Genomic DNA, 15,515 nt, shown 5'->3' with positions numbered 1-15,515 from the left:
CAGCGCATCGTCGCCGCTCGGCAGCAACAGCCCGACGACCGCCTCCGCGACGACCCCGCCGATGGCGATCCAGGTCGTCCGCCGCCGAGCGCGACGGGCGATGCCCTCGTCGTCCCCCATGCACTCCAACCCACGAGGACCGCCCGCTTCGCGTGCGTCGCGGAGGCGAGGCGCGCCTCCAAACCGGACCGCCCTGCCAGCGCGGCCTGGGCCGCGGGGGTGAGTCGCGCCTCCCGGCCGTCAGGCGACGCCGCGCCGCGGACGGAAGATGCCCGCGCGGACTAGCCACACGTAGAGCAGGCAGCCGATGCAGACGTCGAAGACGGCGTTGAGGAACGCGGCGACCAGGGCGACCGCGGCACCGATCGGGGCGGCGTACGGCACGCCGAGCAGGGCGAGGAGCAGCGCGACCGCGGTGACGAACAGGCCGACCTGCTGGGCGAAGGTCGGGGGTTCCGGAGCCTCGAGTTCGGCGGGCGGGCCCAGGCGCGGGCGGACGACCCGTCGGAAGAGTGCGCCGTAGGGGTGACGGCGGATGCCGGCGATGCCTCCGACGGCGAACAGCACGACGATGACCGCGAGCAGCACGATGCCGGCGACCCACGTCGCGGGGATCAGCGTGAGGACGATCGTCGCGGCGAGGAGCACCGTGGTGATCGCGGCGCCGAGGCGCGGGGAGCGGGGGTCGATGCCGCGTGTGGGGTCGTTCGTGGTGGTCATCGGGGCTCCTGGGTGCCGGTCGTGTCTGCGGTGCCCGTACTGCCTGCGCTGGCGGTGCTCAGGACGGTGTCGAGGGCTGCGGCGAGCTCGGGTGGGCGGGGTGGGCCTCCGAAGCGGGTGCGGACCGAGCGGTCGGCGTCGAGCAGCAGGACCGTCGGGGTCTGCAGGACTTCGAAGCGGCTCGCGAGTTCGGGTCGCTCCGCGAGGTCGATCTCGATGCGGCGAACGCCCTCGTGGTGGTCTGCGACGGCGGCGAGCAACCGGCGCGTGGCCGGGCAACGAGCACACGTCGGCGTCGAGAACTGGACGAGGGTCGCGGCCGCGCCGTAGTCGTTGTCGAGCGCGAGGCCGTCTGCGTCCTGCCTCGACGACGTGGCGGTGCCCACCGGTCGGGCTCGTCCGGTCCGGTGGCGGAGCAGGAGACCGAGGACCGTCGCGAGCGCGAGGACCCCCACGAGCACGGCCACTGCGGTTCCGACGTTCACACGGCGACGATACGCCCGGCTGACGAACTGCTGTCGAACGTGACCGGATGTGACCGCGAGGTGTGCGCGTCTCGCCGGGCTTGGCGGGTGCTCAGCCCTCGGGGAGCGTGCGGACCCACTGCTCGAACGCGGCGGCGTCGTCGTCGCTGAAGACGGCGGAAGTCCGCGACTCGTCCTTCGCCGAGTGCAGGAAAAGCATGCCGTCGGCGATCCCCGGCGTCGCGTCGTCGAGGACGGACGACTTCGCCGCGACGCCCTTCCTGGTGAGGAAGGTCAGCTGTTCGCCGTTCGTCGATTCTGCGATCGCCGATTCACCGTCGAAGAACGAGGCGAGCTCCATCACCAGGAACGCGGTGGCCCCGTCCTGCGTGGTGAGGGCGACGGCTGGCTTCGTCCGGCTCTTGCCGAACGGATGCTCGACCACCGTGGCCGTGACTCCCGACCCGGTCCACGGTTGCACCTCGGTCAGGGGGAGCCTGGCGACGACCCGCGCCGCGTGTCGTTTCGGCGGGAGGGCAGCCTGGAACAGCAACCTCCCGATCACGACCGCGAGGAACCAGGCGTACGGCGAGAACGTCTTCGTCGCGATGAGGACGAGGAAGCCACCGAGGAACCCCGCGGCGACCAGGTTCGGCCACCACCTCGACTCCTGACGCAGGCCGAGCGGCCACACCACGGCGCCGTACACGAGTCCGACGACCGTGGGGACCCAGAAGGCCGAGGGGCGGATGACGCCGGCGTGGAAGTGCAGCCAGACGTCCACCCCCGCCATGACGACCGCCATGACGACGAAGAAGACACGCTGTGCGCGACGGTCCCGCTCGCGCGTGCTCATTGTGGTCATGTCGTTCCCCCGTGGTGCTCGTTCCCCGTGCCGCTCAGTCAAGCAGAACGCGCGGTCATGGTCCCACCGCTCGGGCCGTACCCTCGGTCGGGTGACTGACGACGTGACCGCGGGCCGCTACCGGCACTTCAAGGGCAACGATTACGAGGTGCTGCTCGTCGCTCGTGACGTCGAGACTGAGGAGCCGGTCGTCGTTTACCAGGCGCTGTACGGCGAGCAGGGGCACTGGGTTCGCACGCTCGTCGACTTCACGGCACACGTGAGACGTGACGGGTACGACGGGCCGCGGTTCGTGCGTGTCGAGACCGTACAGGTCTGAGCGCCCCGAAGACGTTCCTGCAGTTCAGTTGACTGGGTCGAGGCCGTGCTTTCGCATGTATTCGAGCGCTCGCTCGATCGCCAAGATTTTCCGCTGCAGCTCTATGAGTGACGGTGCCGAAGGGTCCGAGAACTCATCGAGACGTTCGTGTTCTCGACGGACTTGACGCTCCGTCTCTGCGAGCGCTCGCCAGACCGCGGGATCTTGCTCGAGTCCGGCTTCTTGTCGGAGGACCACCGCGGTGAGCTGTCGGGTGACGATGGATTCGAGCGCCTCAGCGGAGGTGTCAGGGCTGGCGAGTCCGGCGGCGAGGCTGCTGCTGCCGACCGCGATGCCTCCGCCACCAGCTGCGATGAGGCTTCCAGCGGTGACGAGGCCGCCGATCATACCGCCGGGGCCGAACGCGGCGAGGGCGCTCGTGACAGCGGCCGCTCCGACGACACCGGGCGCAGCCGCGAGTACCAGCCCGCCAGTTGCGACCACCAGCGCTGCCGCACCGACGCCGATTGCGCCGAGCTTCCACCAGGCAGCACCACGGCCAGGGTTGAGCACGTTCTGAGCGGTTGTGGTGGCCTCGAGCACGAGATCTCCGAACGGACTCCCCAGACCTGACTCAGCAGCGAGGTCGCGCATCGCCTGTTGGCGGACCTTCTTCGAAACATCAATCTCGAACGGCCGCAGGACGTTTCCCGAAGCGAGCACGATGAGCGGGACGACCGCCGCGCTCCGGTCGCGCAACGTGACGACGGGAGGCTCCGGAACGGCAGCGTGCACGTCGGCCAGGTCGAACGTGAGCTCAGTGATGCGTGCGGGGGCGGGGCGACCTTCGGCTGCGCGACGGGTCAACATGCCCTGCGCGACCGTGGATTGCACATGACGAAGGGCACCTTCGAAACGCTCGCGGTCGTCGCCGTCGAGCCCGTTCCGGAGATGCGTGGCGTACCGCAATGCGAGCAGGCCGAGCAGTTCAGTCTCATCGACCGGGGTGTCCACTCCGCGGGCAGCCCGCACGAGCTCCTGCGAGTGGGAACCGAAGAGTCCGAAGCCGATGGCAGTCGCGACGGCGGGGTCGCTCAGGTACTCGACCGCATCGTGGACGTGCACATTCGCTGCCGTAACGACTTGGTGGTCGAGGAGCCACGGGAACACCGATGACAGACCGCGGTGTGAGGCCACCGGGTCCAGGCGGTTCCAGAAGTTCACCCACCACCCCAGGTTCGTCGGCGGCTCGTCCATCGCATTGGTGAGGTCGTCGATCGAAAAACGTCGGCTCGCCAAGGGGCTGCCGATCGTCACCATCCCGACGACCTCGATCGCCGGCGGAAGCCGTCTGAGGATGTCTGCTGCCACCACTGATCCCAAGCTGTGCCCGAGAATCAGCAGCCGTCCTGTCTCGGGGAGCGCTTTGAGTACTCGGACGAGAACGCTTGCGCGGACGTCATCATGCTCCAGGTAGTTCCTGGCCTGTTTGAACTGCGGCAGCTCGGTCGCAGCACCGATGACCGCCTCCGCCTGGTCGTAGCCCGTTCCGAGATCGTTCTGACCGACGCGGAACTCCATCGCCGCAGTTCGGCCTTCGAATTCCCGCCGGTTCCTCCGCGCATCCTCGCGCCGGAGTGGCTTGCTCGTGATCGGCGGGACACGATCGGCGTCGTCAGTGCCGTTCAGGAGGTGCGCGTACCGCGGCGCAACGAAGGCGTCCGCTCCGATCGCTGGGTAGCCGAGGCGCACCAGTGCGCCCGAGAGGGCCACGCGCCAAGCGCCGTCAGGGTCTCCCTTCCCGACACCGTGGAGGAAGAGCAGGGTCGGGCGTTCTGGCATCTGTGTCCTCCGCGGTCGTGGCTAACCGCGGTCAGCCTACGGAGTCAGGAGCGTCCGTCGGTGCGACAGCGTCCCGTCGGAAGACGTACACGCCGACGACTCGCCCGCTCGAGAACACCTGATCGAGCTGGTTCTGCGTGTTGCTGAGCGACGAGATCGACACCTCATGGACGTACCCGGTGTGCTGCAGCCGCCAACCGATCGCCTCGATATCGCTGAGCGTTCGGCCGTCGTCACTCTCGACGGGCAAGGAGAGCTCGAACAAGGCCTTCCCTGCGGCGAGTGCGAGTTCTGCGCGTCCGATCGGGGATTCGTCGTGACGTCGCTGTGCGGCTCGCTCCGCGTCCGTAGCCTTCTTCGCGACAGCCTGCGCTCGGGCTCGCTCCTTCTCCTCTGCGGTCTTGAACAACCCCACCGTTCAACCCTTCGGTCCGTCGCGACGCCACCTGTCGTCAGCGGGACAGTAGCAGCAGCCCGCTCGTCGTTCGTGACGTCGATAGCCGACCGTGTCGGCGGCCGCCCCTAGGCTCGCAGGGCACCACACGAGACGGGGGAGCAGGATGCAGATCACGAGTGACGGCGGCGTCGTCCTCAGCCCCAGCGACCTGTCGACGTGGTCGGCCTGCGAGTGGGCGTTCCTGCGCCGCCTCGACGCCAAGCTCGGTCGCGGGGAAGCCCTGCCCGACGTGCACGACGACATGCTCGAGCGCACGGCTCGGCTGGGGGACCAGCACGAGCTGGACTACCTCGACATCCTCAAGCAGACCCGCAACGTCGTCGAGTTCGACCGCCCCGCACCGCCGGACTACGCACGCGCTGCAGCCGAAGCACGACAGGCCTTCGCCGACGGTGCCGACGTGCTGTACCAGCCGACGTTCCACGCGGCGCCGACAGCCGACGCCCCCGGGTTCATCGGCTTCGCGGACTTCATCATCCGCAACGACCGCGGCGAGTACGAGGTCTACGACACCAAGCTCGCCCGCCACGCCAAGATCAGCGCCCTGCTGCAGCTCGCCGCGTACGCCGAGCAGATGCAAGCACACGGCATCCCCACCGGGGCGCAGGTGCACCTGGTGCTCGGCGACCGCACGACGACCACGCACGACCTCGCCGACATCGCGCCGGTGTACCGCACGCAGCGCGCCGAACTGCAGCGGGTCATCGCCGAGCGCATCGCGGCAGACGAACCGCTGCGGTGGGGCGACCCGCGCTACTCGAGCTGTGGCCGATGCGACGTCTGCTCTACCCAGGTCGCCGAGCACCGCGACCTCGTCCTCGTCGCGGGCATGCGCCTCGACCAACGGGCGAAGCTGATCAAGCACGAGGTGCGGACGATCGACGACCTGGCGGTCCGCACCCGGGCAGTACCGGGCTTGTCCCGCGCGACGCAGGATCGGCTGGTACGTCAGGCGAGCCTCCAGATCGAGACGGAGACCGCCCGACGGAACGGTGCCGACGGGCCGGGCCAGCCCGTGACGCCGCGCTTCGAGGTCCTCGACGCCCGCGCGCTCGACGCGATCCCCGCACCCGACCCTGGCGACGTGTTCTTCGACTTCGAGGGCGACCCCCTGCACACCGAGGACGGCGTGCACTGGGGCCTCGACTACCTGTTCGGCCTGGTCGACGACCGCGCCGAGTTCACCGCGTTCTGGGCGCACACCATCCGCGACGAGCGGGTCGCGCTGGAGCAGTTCCTCGCGTTCATCGAGGCCCGGCGGCAGCAGTACCCGGGCATGCACATCTACCACTACGCGGCGTACGAGCGGACACACCTGCTGTCCCTCGCGGCCCGGCACGGGGTCGGCGAAGAGGCCGTCGACGACCTGCTGCGCGCCGGCGTCCTGGTCGACCTGTACCCGATCGTCCGCAAGGCCCTGGTCGTCGGCAGCCACAGCTACTCGATCAAGAAGCTCGAGCCGCTCTACATGGGCGATGACCTGCGCGAGAGCGACGTCACGAACGCCGCCGACAGCATCACCGCCTACGTCGAAGCGATCGAGGAACTCCGGAACGGCGACGCCGTCGAAGGGCAGCGGATGCTCGACCAGGTCGCCGACTACAACGCCTACGACTGCCGCTCGACCCTGCGCCTGCGCGACTGGCTCCGCTCGCTGCGCACCGACGACCCGGACGCGGCCGACCCGGCACTCGAGCTCGAGGTCCCGCCGATCCCCGTCGAGCGCGAACCCAATCCGGTGTACGTCGCCCTGGCCGCGCAGCTCGAGGACGTCGACGCCCTCGACCGCACCCCTGACCAGACCGCGTTGGCGCTCGCCGCAGCCGCGATCGACTACCACCGCCGCGAGGCGAAGACCTTCTGGCAGGACCACTTCGACCGCCTGCGGAACCCGGTCGACGACTGGGCCGACACGCGTGACGTCCTGGTCGTGGAGCGTGCGTCCGTCGAGCGCGACTGGGACACGCTGCCGCGTGCCCGCTCGCAGTCGCGGGAACTCCGGTTGTCGGGGACGCTCGCGCCCGGTTCGCGGCTCCGGCCTGGAGGCACGCCCCACCTGGTCTACGACGACCCGCTTCCGCCATCGGTCGCCTCACCGGGCCCCGGGTCGAAGGGCGCGTCGTCGCGCGCCGTGATCGTGGACGTGTGGGACAACGGCGATGCCGTCGAGGTCCTCGTGAAAGAGGGCCTGCCCGTCGGTGGCGAGCCGCACCACGAGTTCCCGGTGGCCCTCGCCCCGTCGGCACCGCCCCGAGCGAAGCCCCAGCCGGAGGCGATCGCGTGGTGGGGGCAGGCCGTGCTCGACGAGCTGCCGGCGATGCTGCCCGACCCTGCGCTCGACCTGCTGCGCCGGGTGCCCCCGCGCGGTGCGATCGTCCCGGTGCAGGGTGACGACACGGTGTCGGCCGTGGTGTCGACCCTGCTCGGCCTCGACCGCTCGTACCTGGCGATCCAGGGCCCTCCCGGCACGGGCAAGACCTACGTCGGGTCGAACGTCGTCGCACGGCTCGTCCGCGAGTACGGCTGGCGGGTCGGCGTCGTCGGGCAGTCCCACGCGACGTCGGAGAACTTCCTGTCGTCCGTGGTGAACGCCGGAGTCCCCGCGGACCGGGTCGTGAAGGTGCCGAAGTCCGGCGCGACCGAGGACGACCTCGACGCCGCCGCGTGGACGCCCGTCAAGAACGGTGCCGCGGTCGCCGCGTTCCTGTCGTCGTGCGAGGCCTCGGGCACCGGCGGTGTCGTCGGTGGCACGGCGTGGACGTTCGCGAACGAGTCGACGATCGAGCGTCGTTCCCTCGACCTACTCGTGATCGACGAGGCCGGACAGTTCTCCCTCGCGCCGACCATCGCCTCGTCGGTCGCGGCGACCCGGCTCCTGCTGCTCGGGGACCCCCAGCAGCTCCCGCAGGTGTCGCAGGGTTCGCACCCCGAGCCCGTCGACGAGTCCGCGCTCGGCTGGCTCGCCGACGGCCAGCACGTCCTGCCGCCGGAGTTCGGCTACTTCCTGGCCCGCACCCGCCGCATGGAGCCCGCGCTGACCGAGTCCGTCTCGGCCCTGTCCTACGACGGGCAGCTGGCGTCGATGGTGTCCGGTCGGCACCTCGACGGCATCGACGCCGGGGTGCACCCCGTGCCGGTCGTCCACGCGGGCAACACGACGTCGTCGGCCGAGGAGGCCGCCCGTGTCGTCGCGCTCGTCGATGACGTCGTCGGTCGCACCTGGACGGACGGTTCCGGTACGCGTGCCCTGACCGACGAGGACGTCATCGTGGTGGCGCCGTACAACGCGCAGGGAGCCCTGATCCGGCAGGAGCTGGACCGCGCTGGCTTCACCGGGACCCAAGTCGGGACGGTCGACCTGTTCCAGGGCCGCGAGGCCGTCGTGTCGATCGTGTCCCTGGCGGCGTCGAGTGCGGCGGACATCCCGCGCGGGCTCGACTTCCTGCTCATGCCCAACCGGTTGAACGTGGCGATCTCGCGGGCGAAGTGGGCGGCGTACCTCGTGCACTCGCCAGCGCTGACCACGGGCCTGCCCCCGTCGATCGCGGGCTTGTCCCTGTTGTCCCGCTTCATCGAGCTCGTCGAGTCGCGGGGCTGAGGGCGGTCCGCTCCGCTGAGCGGTCTTTGCGGCTCAGCGGAGCAGGCGCTTTCGTAGCTTTTCGGCCAGTCACACCGGAGCGGTTGCAGCGCTCTCGGCCTCGAACTTGTGTCGCAGCGTCAACAGCTCCGCAACTGCTTCGAAGAACGGCCGAGTGAGACCGCCCTGTAGGCTTCGGATGTTAGTACCGTCGGGCGACTCGCTCTCCGCAATCAATCCGAGCGTGACTTGATGGCCATTCTGTGGGCCGACTTTGAACACCGCACCTGTGAACGATCGGCTCTTCATCCTCAACTGGTTGGTTGTGGTTTTCGTGAAGCCCCAAGCCTTCATGGTGGTTGCCCAAGAATCAGTGGTCGGAGCATCGAGAGGGGGCATTTCATCGAACTTCCCGTCAGATCGCTCACTTCCGTTTAGGCACGATCGGAGAACGCTCTGCTCATGAGAGATGCGCGAATAATCCGAGCGGTCCGCAAACAACTCATTGCTCGCCGCCCTGGCTCGCAACAACCAGCACGCATCCTGAAGATCTAATTCATAGAGTGAGACCCTCCACGACCCGTTCTGGCCACCCAGATCCAAACTTCTCGCCGCGGCATCGAGAATCCGATCAAGCATCAATTCGTCGCGCATGGTGTCAAAAAGGTTTCTCCGCGTTCCCCTCTCTCGATGTCGTTTTGCCCATGAGATCAACGCAAATACAACTGCCAGGCCGCCGATCGCGATACCGACCCAAAGGGTTTCCTTCAACGCCGTGAGGATTGCGGCTAGGAGGCTCAGGATTGTTGCGGCATCAAGAAGCCCAGTGGGGCTAAGGCGCTTCATGCTAGTTCAGGTTCATCGGCGCCAAGAGCCTGCGCATAGTCAATGAGTTGGCTGGCACCGAGACGCGCCGCATATTCAACATCCGACGCAGCCATCTCGGAGAATCCACCAACCACCTTGGTGCCCTGCAAGTCGAAGATGGGGTAGGGCGTATTCGCTACAGCCTCTAGTACCGCGGTTTCCGCGGTGGCCAATGCATCCGCCAAGACGGCGATTTCTGCGCAAGCATCGGCAGGCATTGCGTCAAGGAGAAGCAAGAGATCGATTTTTGACGGTGCATCATCAGTATCTGAGGCGGAGATCGCAGCGGTCACCTGCCCCATCGGCCAACGAGCGATGATCTGCGCCACGAGCTGTTCTGATCGCATATCGATCGCCTGTGGCGTCCAGGAAGTTTGCGAGGGGAACTGTCGATTCAGCGGAAGGTTTGAATCATGCAGGATTTCTGCCTTCTCCGCCGGTCCGCGCCGGGCCAAATGTTCGTTGCTGCCGGTTATGGTCAGGTTCCCGATGACATGTGTACGGGATTCCGCGAGTTCAACGGAGACCCCGTTTGCGTCGAGCATTGCGAGCCAGTTATCTGAGAGCTCTTGGGGAAGGATGTGCTCCACCTCCAGGTCGTCCCGGCGGACATGCTCGTTGGGTGCGATTCGGTCGTTGAGCTCGCCAAGGATGTATACGATCTGCCGTGGCTGTAGCGTCCGGTAAATCGGAGTGGCTGGACCGCGCTCGCGCAGCTCAGCATCCCGCGGCCAGTACTTACCGCTGCTGCCGAGTTCTTTCAGGACCGCACCGACGAGGTCCTCGGAAGAAGAGGTGGCATAGGGCAAGGAGGACAGGATCCTGTTGAGATTGTTGCTTGGGATACCCGCCACGCCTCGTCGAACGAGATACGCCAGAACGAGGCGCAGCACTTCGGCGCCCTCTTCGGCGGAAATGCGCTTGGCGGAAACCCGAGCGAGCACCTCTAAAGCCATGGGCAAATAGGTCTGGCTGCCCCAGTCTTGTAGCTCTCGCAGGACTCGTTTGAGCGACTCTTGCAACCCCGCCGATGCGGTTGCCGACGGTGAAGTGGCGACGATGAAGTTGTCTACCTCCTCGAGAAGCCTATTCAGCTCCAATCTCGTCGCAGCTGACATCGCGAGTTCATTCTTGCGTGCACTCGCCGCGAGGTGGGCTTGGAACGGTCCGTAAAGATCTCTCTGTGTGGCTTTACTGTTCGTGCGCACCAGCTGAGCCCACAGGTACTGGGCGAGAGCGCTCTCGCCCAGTCGGTCTTCCATTGGCTTCCAGGTTTGCTCGTACACCGAGCCGGCATCGGCGGCGTCAAACTGCATGAAGCTGTGATTCCGAATCAGATCGATCGCACTGAGGCGCATACCTGAGTGATTAATGGTGTTGAAGATCTGATTGATGTTGTCGTCATCTGAGGTATTGATCTCGACCAGGAGAAGGCGCAGCAAAACAGCCTTCTCCATCCGATCAAAGTCGAACGCATCTTCGTCGATTCGCAAATCGAGCTGGCGCCTGAACCATTCGTATGCCTGGCCAATCTGACCAGCCGGCTCTTGGCCATACACCGTGCGTTCGAAGTCGCTTTGATCGTTCGCGCCAGGAATGAGGCGATGAGGGTCATCCCCATTGTACTGGTTTGCAAGATATTGATTTGTATACGTGTTCGGATCCCACGTCGGCTGCTTCGTTGCTCGTACGTCGCGTAGAACCGAAATTAATACGAGAAGGGTCGTGAGGCGCTGTTGGCCGTCGATCACCCAGTATCGAGAAACGGTCGAAGCTGGGCCAGGTGCGGGATGAAGTACGATGCTTCCTAGAAAATGGCCTTCATCTTTGGTGAGGCGACCTGATGCCACATCGTTCGAATCGTATTGCTCGACTATGTCGTCCCAGAGTTCCTTCCACTGGGGAGCCTTCCACTTGTAGTGGCGCTGGAACTGCGGAACAACGAAGACCTTCGTCCCTACTAGCAGGCGAGCGAGGTCAGTTTGATTGGTTTGCATGTCACCCCTTCCCCTTGAGCCTATCGTGAGGATCTCTCCGTGGCGACAGTGAGGTGAGCGCAGGCTCCACCCACTTCGTGGGGTAGAGAGCTGTAGGTGCTGGCGCGGTTTGGGAGCTGTGGACGCACGCGGGGGGGGGGGGGGCTCCGCGCGGGGTCGCCGCAGGTTGTCTCAATCGGTTCAGTTTGTGTCCGCGTGCATCTGGGCGCTGGATGACCTGAGCTCGAGACGATGACGGCAGTGCTGGCCAGCGACGGGCCGGACCGCGGCGACGCACTGCGGGTGTTCGCGGGCATCCTCGCGCCGACCTGCTCGGCGTGCCTGGTTGAGGGTCGCCTGCGCGCTGCGCTCGGCTGACCAGCTCGAGACGGCCGCGCTTGTTGGCTCTGGGTTCGCTGCCCTGATCGCGACCGGCGCCGTTGCCTGGATCTCCTCGAGCACCGCCTTCACCGCGGGGCTCGCGCAATTGCCGGTGGTGATCTCGTCGACGAGTGCGCGGCCGACCGCGCCGAATTGCTCCCGGAGAGTACCGGTGGCATCGAGCAGAGCGATGACGGCAGCGGTGAACGGTGTTGGCTCAGCGCAGCCCGCGAGCACGTCGGCGAAGCCGGAGCGGAGCACCGCCTCAGGACGGCCGTGCTGCTCCGGGTACTTCGTCGTCGGGAAGGTGCCGAGGGTCCGCCCCTGCTTGACCATGATGACGCCCCGATCGGCCAGGCTCGCGATCGCCGCTTCGTGCAGGGGGTGCTTGCCGAGTCGCTGCACCCACCACTTCGCCTTGCGGGGTGCCCGACGCAGCGATGGTGTCGACGGCTCGTCGAGGACCGCGTCGCCGGTAGTCGAACAGTCGGCCTCGGCGACGAGACCGGATCGCAACGAGGCCGTTCCGCGGAGCGCGAGGTCGGCGAGGACCGCGCCGCCGGGGTCCAGGTTGAGCGTCTGGACGTCTGTGGACCGTCGTCCGTCCGACTCGATCAGGAGGAGGGCGAATGCCGTGGCGGCCGACCTGCCCGGCATGCTTGATTGGTATGGCTATTCAAGCGTCCACCGAGTGGTGTCCGCGGCGGTGGCATGCCGTGCCTGACGCGGAGCGGGTCAGTCGTCGCTCGTCGGGACACCGCTCTGCATCTGCACCCGCATCTGCGCGAGGACGTCGGCGTGCAGGAAGTTCGCCGCCTCGGCACTCGTCGGGTCGACCACGATGCCGAACTCCTCGGGCAGCGCCGACACGAGTTCGGACATCGGCACCGGGCGACCCTCGGCCTCGGGCAGGCCGGCGGCGAGTTCGCCGGGGTCGGTGAAGACCGGCACGAACGGCTTGTCACGGATCATGACGTGGGCGACGCTGCCGGCTTCCGGACTGCCCGCCGGCTTCCAGGGCACCCACGCCGCGCTGCGCAGGAAGCCCGCCGGAGAGGCGGCCATCCTCCGTCGCAGTTCGGCGGCAGCGGTCGGCGGGGTCTTGTCGACGCCTCGGCCGAAGGCTGATCCGTTCGTCTCGTCGTTGCTCACGCCGACCATGCTGTCACGCCCGCAGGACACGGCGGGGCCGAGCCGCGCCTCCAGGTCGACGCCCAGCGCACGGGGACGTGCGCCGGGTGTCGGAGGTGACGGACTCAGTACGCGGCCGACTGCCCGCCGTCGATCGGGACGACCGTCGCGTTGACGTAGGACGCGTCGTCGGAGAGCAGGAACGCGACCACTGCGGCGATCTCGGGGGCCTCGCCGTAGCGCTTCGTCGGGTTGACCTGGATGAACTCCTCGGCCGCCTTGCGGGGGTTCTCCGCGTCGAGCTGCTTCATCGAGTTCTCGACCATGGGCGTCCAGATGGCCCCGGGGGCGATGGCGTTGATGCGGATGCCGTAGCGACCGTACTCGACGGCCGAGTTGCGGGTGAGTCCGACGACGCCGTGCTTGGCGGCGGCGTACCCGGACTGGTTGCCGATGCCGCGGATGCCGCCGACGCTCGCGGTGTTCACGACCATGCCGGAGCCCTGCTCGCGCATGACCTTGAGGACCTTCTCGAGCCCGAGGAACACGCCCCGCAGGTTGATCGACACGACCTTGTCGAACTCGGCGGCGGTGAAGGACTCGGTCGGGTTCTGCTTGCCCTCGATGCCGGCGTTGTTGAAGAAGCCGTCGATGCGGCCGAAGCGCTCGGTCGTGGCGCTGACGTAGGCGTCGACCTGGGCTTCATCGGAGACGTCGGCGACGGTCGTCAGGACCTGCGCGTCCGGGGTGGCGTCGAGGACGGCGGTCTTCGTCGCCTCGAGTCCCTGCTCGGAGACGTCGACGAGGGAGAGCGCAGCGCCCTCGGCGGCCAGGCGGACGGCGGTCGCACGGCCGAGGCCGGAGCCGCCGCCGGTGATGAGGACGACACGGTCGGTGAAGCGGGTGGTGCCGGTGGTGGTTTCGGGCATGGGGGAGGCCTCCTGAGGTCTTCGACGGTGAAGGGCTCGGGGTCCGCGGTGGAGCAGCGAGTCCGATCAATGCATCCGCATCGATAAAATTAGACTACACCTGTCGCGCAACGGCCTCGTCAGTGGGTGCCCAGCAGGTGCCCGCGGCCGACCTCAGCTCGTGATGATCGTGGTTGCCGTCGCGGTGGTCGCCGCCATGATGACGATCATCGCCGCGGCTCGGATCTGCTCGAGCACGGCCTGCACCGCGGGGCTCGCCCAGGTGCCCGAGGTGATCTCCTCGACCAGACCCTTGTCGACCGCGCCGAACTGCTTGCGGAGCGTGTTCGTCGCGTCGAGCAGCCCGATGACCGCGGCGGAGAACGGTGTCGGGCCCGCCCGCCGAGCCAGCACGTCCGCGATGCCCGATCGCAGCAGTGCCTCCGGGGCTCCGTCGCGCTCCGGGTGCTTCGTGGTGGGGAAGAGGCCGAGCACCTTGCCCTGCTCGACGCTGATGATGCCCCTGGCGACGAGGCCGGCGAACACGTCGTCGCGCAGCCGCTGCTTGCCGAGCCGGCTCACCCACCACTTCGCCTTGCGCGGCGCACCCGATGCCGCGATCGACCCGACGACGCCGTCGAGCACCGGGTCTCCCGTGGCGGCGCCGTTGAAGACGGTGACCAGGCCGTCCTGCAGCGAGACGACACCGCGGAGTGCGAGGTCCGCGAGGACCGCGCCCGCGAGACCGGTGTCCAGCGTCTGCCCGTCGAGGGACTTGCGGCCGCCGGGCTCGACCTGGAGGAGCGCGAACGCCTGCGGCACTGTGAGTTGCTCAGCCATGTCCGCAGCCTGCCACGCGGGGCGGAGGTGCGCCGGGCCTCCAGGCTGACACTCAGCGGCGCCGGGCCGCCCGACGTCAGCAGGCGCCGAGCACGCGTTCCATCGCGTCCCGCTCCGCCGGGGCCACCCACAGGTGGTACTTCGTCTTCACCGTGACCTGGTGCTCGATGTAGGTGCAGCGGAACGCCTTGTTCGCGGGGAGCCAGGTCGCCGCGTCGCCGGAGCCCTTCTGCGAGTTGGACCGGCCGTCGACGGCGAACAGGTTCACCGGGTCGTTCGCCAGTGCCTGCCGCTCGGTCTCGGTGAGGCGCTGGGCTCCGGTGCGCCAGGCGTTCTCGAGCGCGACGACGTGGTCGATCTGCACGAGCGTCGAGGTCGTGTTGCCGCGGACGAAGTCCACCCGCGCACCGGTGTACGGCGAGACGAGGGTGCCGGTGAGGACCTTGCAGCGACCCTCGCGGGTGATGCCGGCCAGGTCGCGGGCGAGGACGTCGTTCCGCGTGTCGCACCCGTTGTGGTCGACGTCGAGCCAGGCGCTGCCGAAGTCGCCGGTGCGGTCGTAGCCGGTGGCCGCCGCCTTGCCCTTGACGGGGAGGTCGGCGAGCTGGGTGCGTGCGCGGACCGCGTCGGCGTCGGTTCCGCGGCTGACGGTCGGACTGGAGGTCGGGCTCGCCCCCGACGACGCGTCCTGCGGTCCGATCGTGGTCGTCTCCACGGCTGTGGGGCCGCCCGCAGCGGTCGTGCCGGCCGCGTCGGTCGTGCCGGCCGCGTCGGCGTCCGGGCCGAGGGCCCCGGTGGCGTCGAGGGCGTACCCGCCGACGGCGAGGGCCAGGACGACGAGGACGGAGGTCAGGGTGATGCGGCTGCGGCGTCGGCGGGACGTCATGCGGTGGGACTCCAGGTGGTGCGGGGCGGAACGTGGTGCGGTGGTGCGGTGGTGCGGGTCTGGCGGGACAGGGACGATCATCTCGTGCGTGACCGACATACCGGGGCGGCGCGCGCGGCACGGTGCGGGGTTGGTCGGTGTGTGCGGTCGGGGTTGTTCGGTGCGGGGTTGTGGCGTGGCACGGGGTGGGCAATGTCGCACGGGTTGGCGGATCTCGCACGGTGCGGATCTGGCGCGGGGGCGGGGCGGCGTGGTGGGCACGGTGCGGGGTTGGTCGGTGTGTGCGGTCGGTGTTGTTCGGTG

The 15,515-nt window shown here is 67.9% G+C and carries 14 protein-coding genes; 2 read left to right on the top strand and 12 right to left on the bottom strand.

Going from position 1 to position 15,515, the window contains the following annotated elements:
• Positions 1 to 240: 240 nt before the first annotated feature.
• From QRN30_RS16145 to QRN30_RS16135, 3 genes are all read right to left on the bottom strand, one after another.
• Positions 241 to 720 (bottom strand): DUF4395 domain-containing protein, encoded by a 480-nt coding sequence (locus tag QRN30_RS16145; RefSeq protein WP_284761404.1) that lies wholly within the window; start codon positions 718 to 720, stop codon positions 241 to 243.
• Entirely contained in the window at positions 717 to 1,205 is a 489-nt protein-coding gene (locus QRN30_RS16140) for a TlpA family protein disulfide reductase (protein ID WP_284761402.1), read from the bottom strand. The genes QRN30_RS16145 and QRN30_RS16140 overlap by 4 nt, the downstream gene beginning before the upstream one ends.
• 91 nt (positions 1,206 to 1,296) lie before the next feature.
• Positions 1,297 to 2,049, bottom strand: coding sequence for a hypothetical protein (locus QRN30_RS16135; RefSeq protein WP_284761400.1), 753 nt, complete (start codon positions 2,047 to 2,049; stop codon positions 1,297 to 1,299).
• A 91-nt stretch (positions 2,050 to 2,140) separates the two neighbouring features.
• Here QRN30_RS16135 and QRN30_RS16130 point away from each other — a divergent pair, with 91 nt between their 5' ends.
• Positions 2,141 to 2,368 (top strand): DUF1653 domain-containing protein, encoded by a 228-nt coding sequence (locus QRN30_RS16130; RefSeq protein WP_284761399.1) that lies wholly within the window; start codon positions 2,141 to 2,143, stop codon positions 2,366 to 2,368.
• A gap of 24 nt (positions 2,369 to 2,392) precedes the next feature.
• Here QRN30_RS16130 and QRN30_RS16125 read toward each other — a convergent pair whose 3' ends face one another.
• On the bottom strand, positions 2,393 to 4,189 hold the full coding sequence (locus QRN30_RS16125) for an alpha/beta hydrolase family protein (RefSeq protein WP_284761398.1): 1,797 nt from the start codon (positions 4,187 to 4,189) through the stop codon (positions 2,393 to 2,395).
• A 31-nt stretch (positions 4,190 to 4,220) separates the two neighbouring features.
• Entirely contained in the window at positions 4,221 to 4,604 is a 384-nt protein-coding gene (locus QRN30_RS16120) for a hypothetical protein (protein WP_173033222.1), read from the bottom strand.
• A gap of 145 nt (positions 4,605 to 4,749) precedes the next feature.
• On the opposite strand from QRN30_RS16120, the gene QRN30_RS16115 reads away from it, so the two are divergent.
• A complete protein-coding gene (locus tag QRN30_RS16115; RefSeq protein WP_284761396.1) occupies positions 4,750 to 8,244 on the top strand; it encodes a TM0106 family RecB-like putative nuclease in 3,495 nt (1,164 codons plus the stop codon).
• 69 nt (positions 8,245 to 8,313) lie between these two features.
• Here QRN30_RS16115 and QRN30_RS16110 read toward each other — a convergent pair whose 3' ends face one another.
• The 7 genes from QRN30_RS16110 to QRN30_RS17665 all read right to left on the bottom strand — a co-directional run bounded on the left by QRN30_RS16110 (position 8,314) and on the right by QRN30_RS17665 (position 15,212).
• Positions 8,314 to 9,069, bottom strand: a complete 756-nt coding sequence (locus tag QRN30_RS16110; RefSeq protein WP_284761394.1) for a hypothetical protein — start codon at positions 9,067 to 9,069, stop codon at positions 8,314 to 8,316.
• Entirely contained in the window at positions 9,066 to 11,087 is a 2,022-nt protein-coding gene (locus tag QRN30_RS16105; protein WP_284761392.1) for a DUF262 domain-containing protein, read from the bottom strand. Before QRN30_RS16105 ends, QRN30_RS16110 begins: the two co-directional genes overlap by 4 nt.
• Positions 11,088 to 11,267: 180 nt before the next feature.
• The gene (locus QRN30_RS16100) at positions 11,268 to 12,104 is read right to left on the bottom strand and encodes a GOLPH3/VPS74 family protein (RefSeq protein WP_284761391.1); all 837 of its coding nucleotides are present in this window, start codon (positions 12,102 to 12,104) and stop codon (positions 11,268 to 11,270) included.
• 78 nt (positions 12,105 to 12,182) lie between these two features.
• Positions 12,183 to 12,599, bottom strand: a complete 417-nt coding sequence (locus QRN30_RS16095; protein WP_159556558.1) for an SseB family protein — start codon at positions 12,597 to 12,599, stop codon at positions 12,183 to 12,185.
• 104 nt (positions 12,600 to 12,703) lie between these two features.
• The gene (locus tag QRN30_RS16090) at positions 12,704 to 13,507 is read right to left on the bottom strand and encodes a glucose 1-dehydrogenase (RefSeq protein WP_284761388.1); all 804 of its coding nucleotides are present in this window, start codon (positions 13,505 to 13,507) and stop codon (positions 12,704 to 12,706) included.
• A 153-nt stretch (positions 13,508 to 13,660) separates the two neighbouring features.
• Positions 13,661 to 14,326: a GOLPH3/VPS74 family protein gene (locus tag QRN30_RS16085; protein WP_284761387.1), complete on the bottom strand. Its 666-nt coding sequence runs from the start codon at positions 14,324 to 14,326 to the stop codon at positions 13,661 to 13,663.
• Positions 14,327 to 14,402: 76 nt separating this feature from the next.
• Positions 14,403 to 15,212, bottom strand: coding sequence for an HNH endonuclease family protein (locus QRN30_RS17665; protein WP_350225056.1), 810 nt, complete (start codon positions 15,210 to 15,212; stop codon positions 14,403 to 14,405).
• Between the last annotated feature and the right edge of the window lie 303 nt (positions 15,213 to 15,515).

This window comes from Curtobacterium sp. MEB011 (assembly GCF_030209655.1).
Taxonomy (GTDB): Bacteria; Actinomycetota; Actinomycetes; order Actinomycetales; family Microbacteriaceae; genus Curtobacterium; species Curtobacterium poinsettiae.
The sequence above is the reverse complement of the archived record's forward strand: the minus strand, read 5'-3'. Positions and strand labels throughout refer to the sequence as shown.

What these genes read in the sequence shown, in the direction of transcription:
- QRN30_RS16145 (WP_284761404.1), bottom strand. Translation starts at nt 720, where the DNA reads ATGACCACCACGAACGACCCCACACGCGGCATCGACCCCCGCTCCCCG.
- QRN30_RS16135 (WP_284761400.1), bottom strand. Translation starts at nt 2,049, where the DNA reads ATGACCACAATGAGCACGCGCGAGCGGGACCGTCGCGCACAGCGTGTC.
- QRN30_RS16125 (WP_284761398.1), bottom strand. Translation starts at nt 4,189, where the DNA reads ATGCCAGAACGCCCGACCCTGCTCTTCCTCCACGGTGTCGGGAAGGGA.
- QRN30_RS16115 (WP_284761396.1), top strand. Translation starts at nt 4,750, where the DNA reads ATGCAGATCACGAGTGACGGCGGCGTCGTCCTCAGCCCCAGCGACCTG.
- QRN30_RS16110 (WP_284761394.1), bottom strand. Translation starts at nt 9,069, where the DNA reads ATGAAGCGCCTTAGCCCCACTGGGCTTCTTGATGCCGCAACAATCCTG.
- QRN30_RS16105 (WP_284761392.1), bottom strand. Translation starts at nt 11,087, where the DNA reads ATGCAAACCAATCAAACTGACCTCGCTCGCCTGCTAGTAGGGACGAAG.
- QRN30_RS16100 (WP_284761391.1), bottom strand. Translation starts at nt 12,104, where the DNA reads ATGCCGGGCAGGTCGGCCGCCACGGCATTCGCCCTCCTCCTGATCGAG.
- QRN30_RS16090 (WP_284761388.1), bottom strand. Translation starts at nt 13,507, where the DNA reads ATGCCCGAAACCACCACCGGCACCACCCGCTTCACCGACCGTGTCGTC.
- QRN30_RS16085 (WP_284761387.1), bottom strand. Translation starts at nt 14,326, where the DNA reads ATGGCTGAGCAACTCACAGTGCCGCAGGCGTTCGCGCTCCTCCAGGTC.
- QRN30_RS17665 (WP_350225056.1), bottom strand. Translation starts at nt 15,212, where the DNA reads ATGACGTCCCGCCGACGCCGCAGCCGCATCACCCTGACCTCCGTCCTC.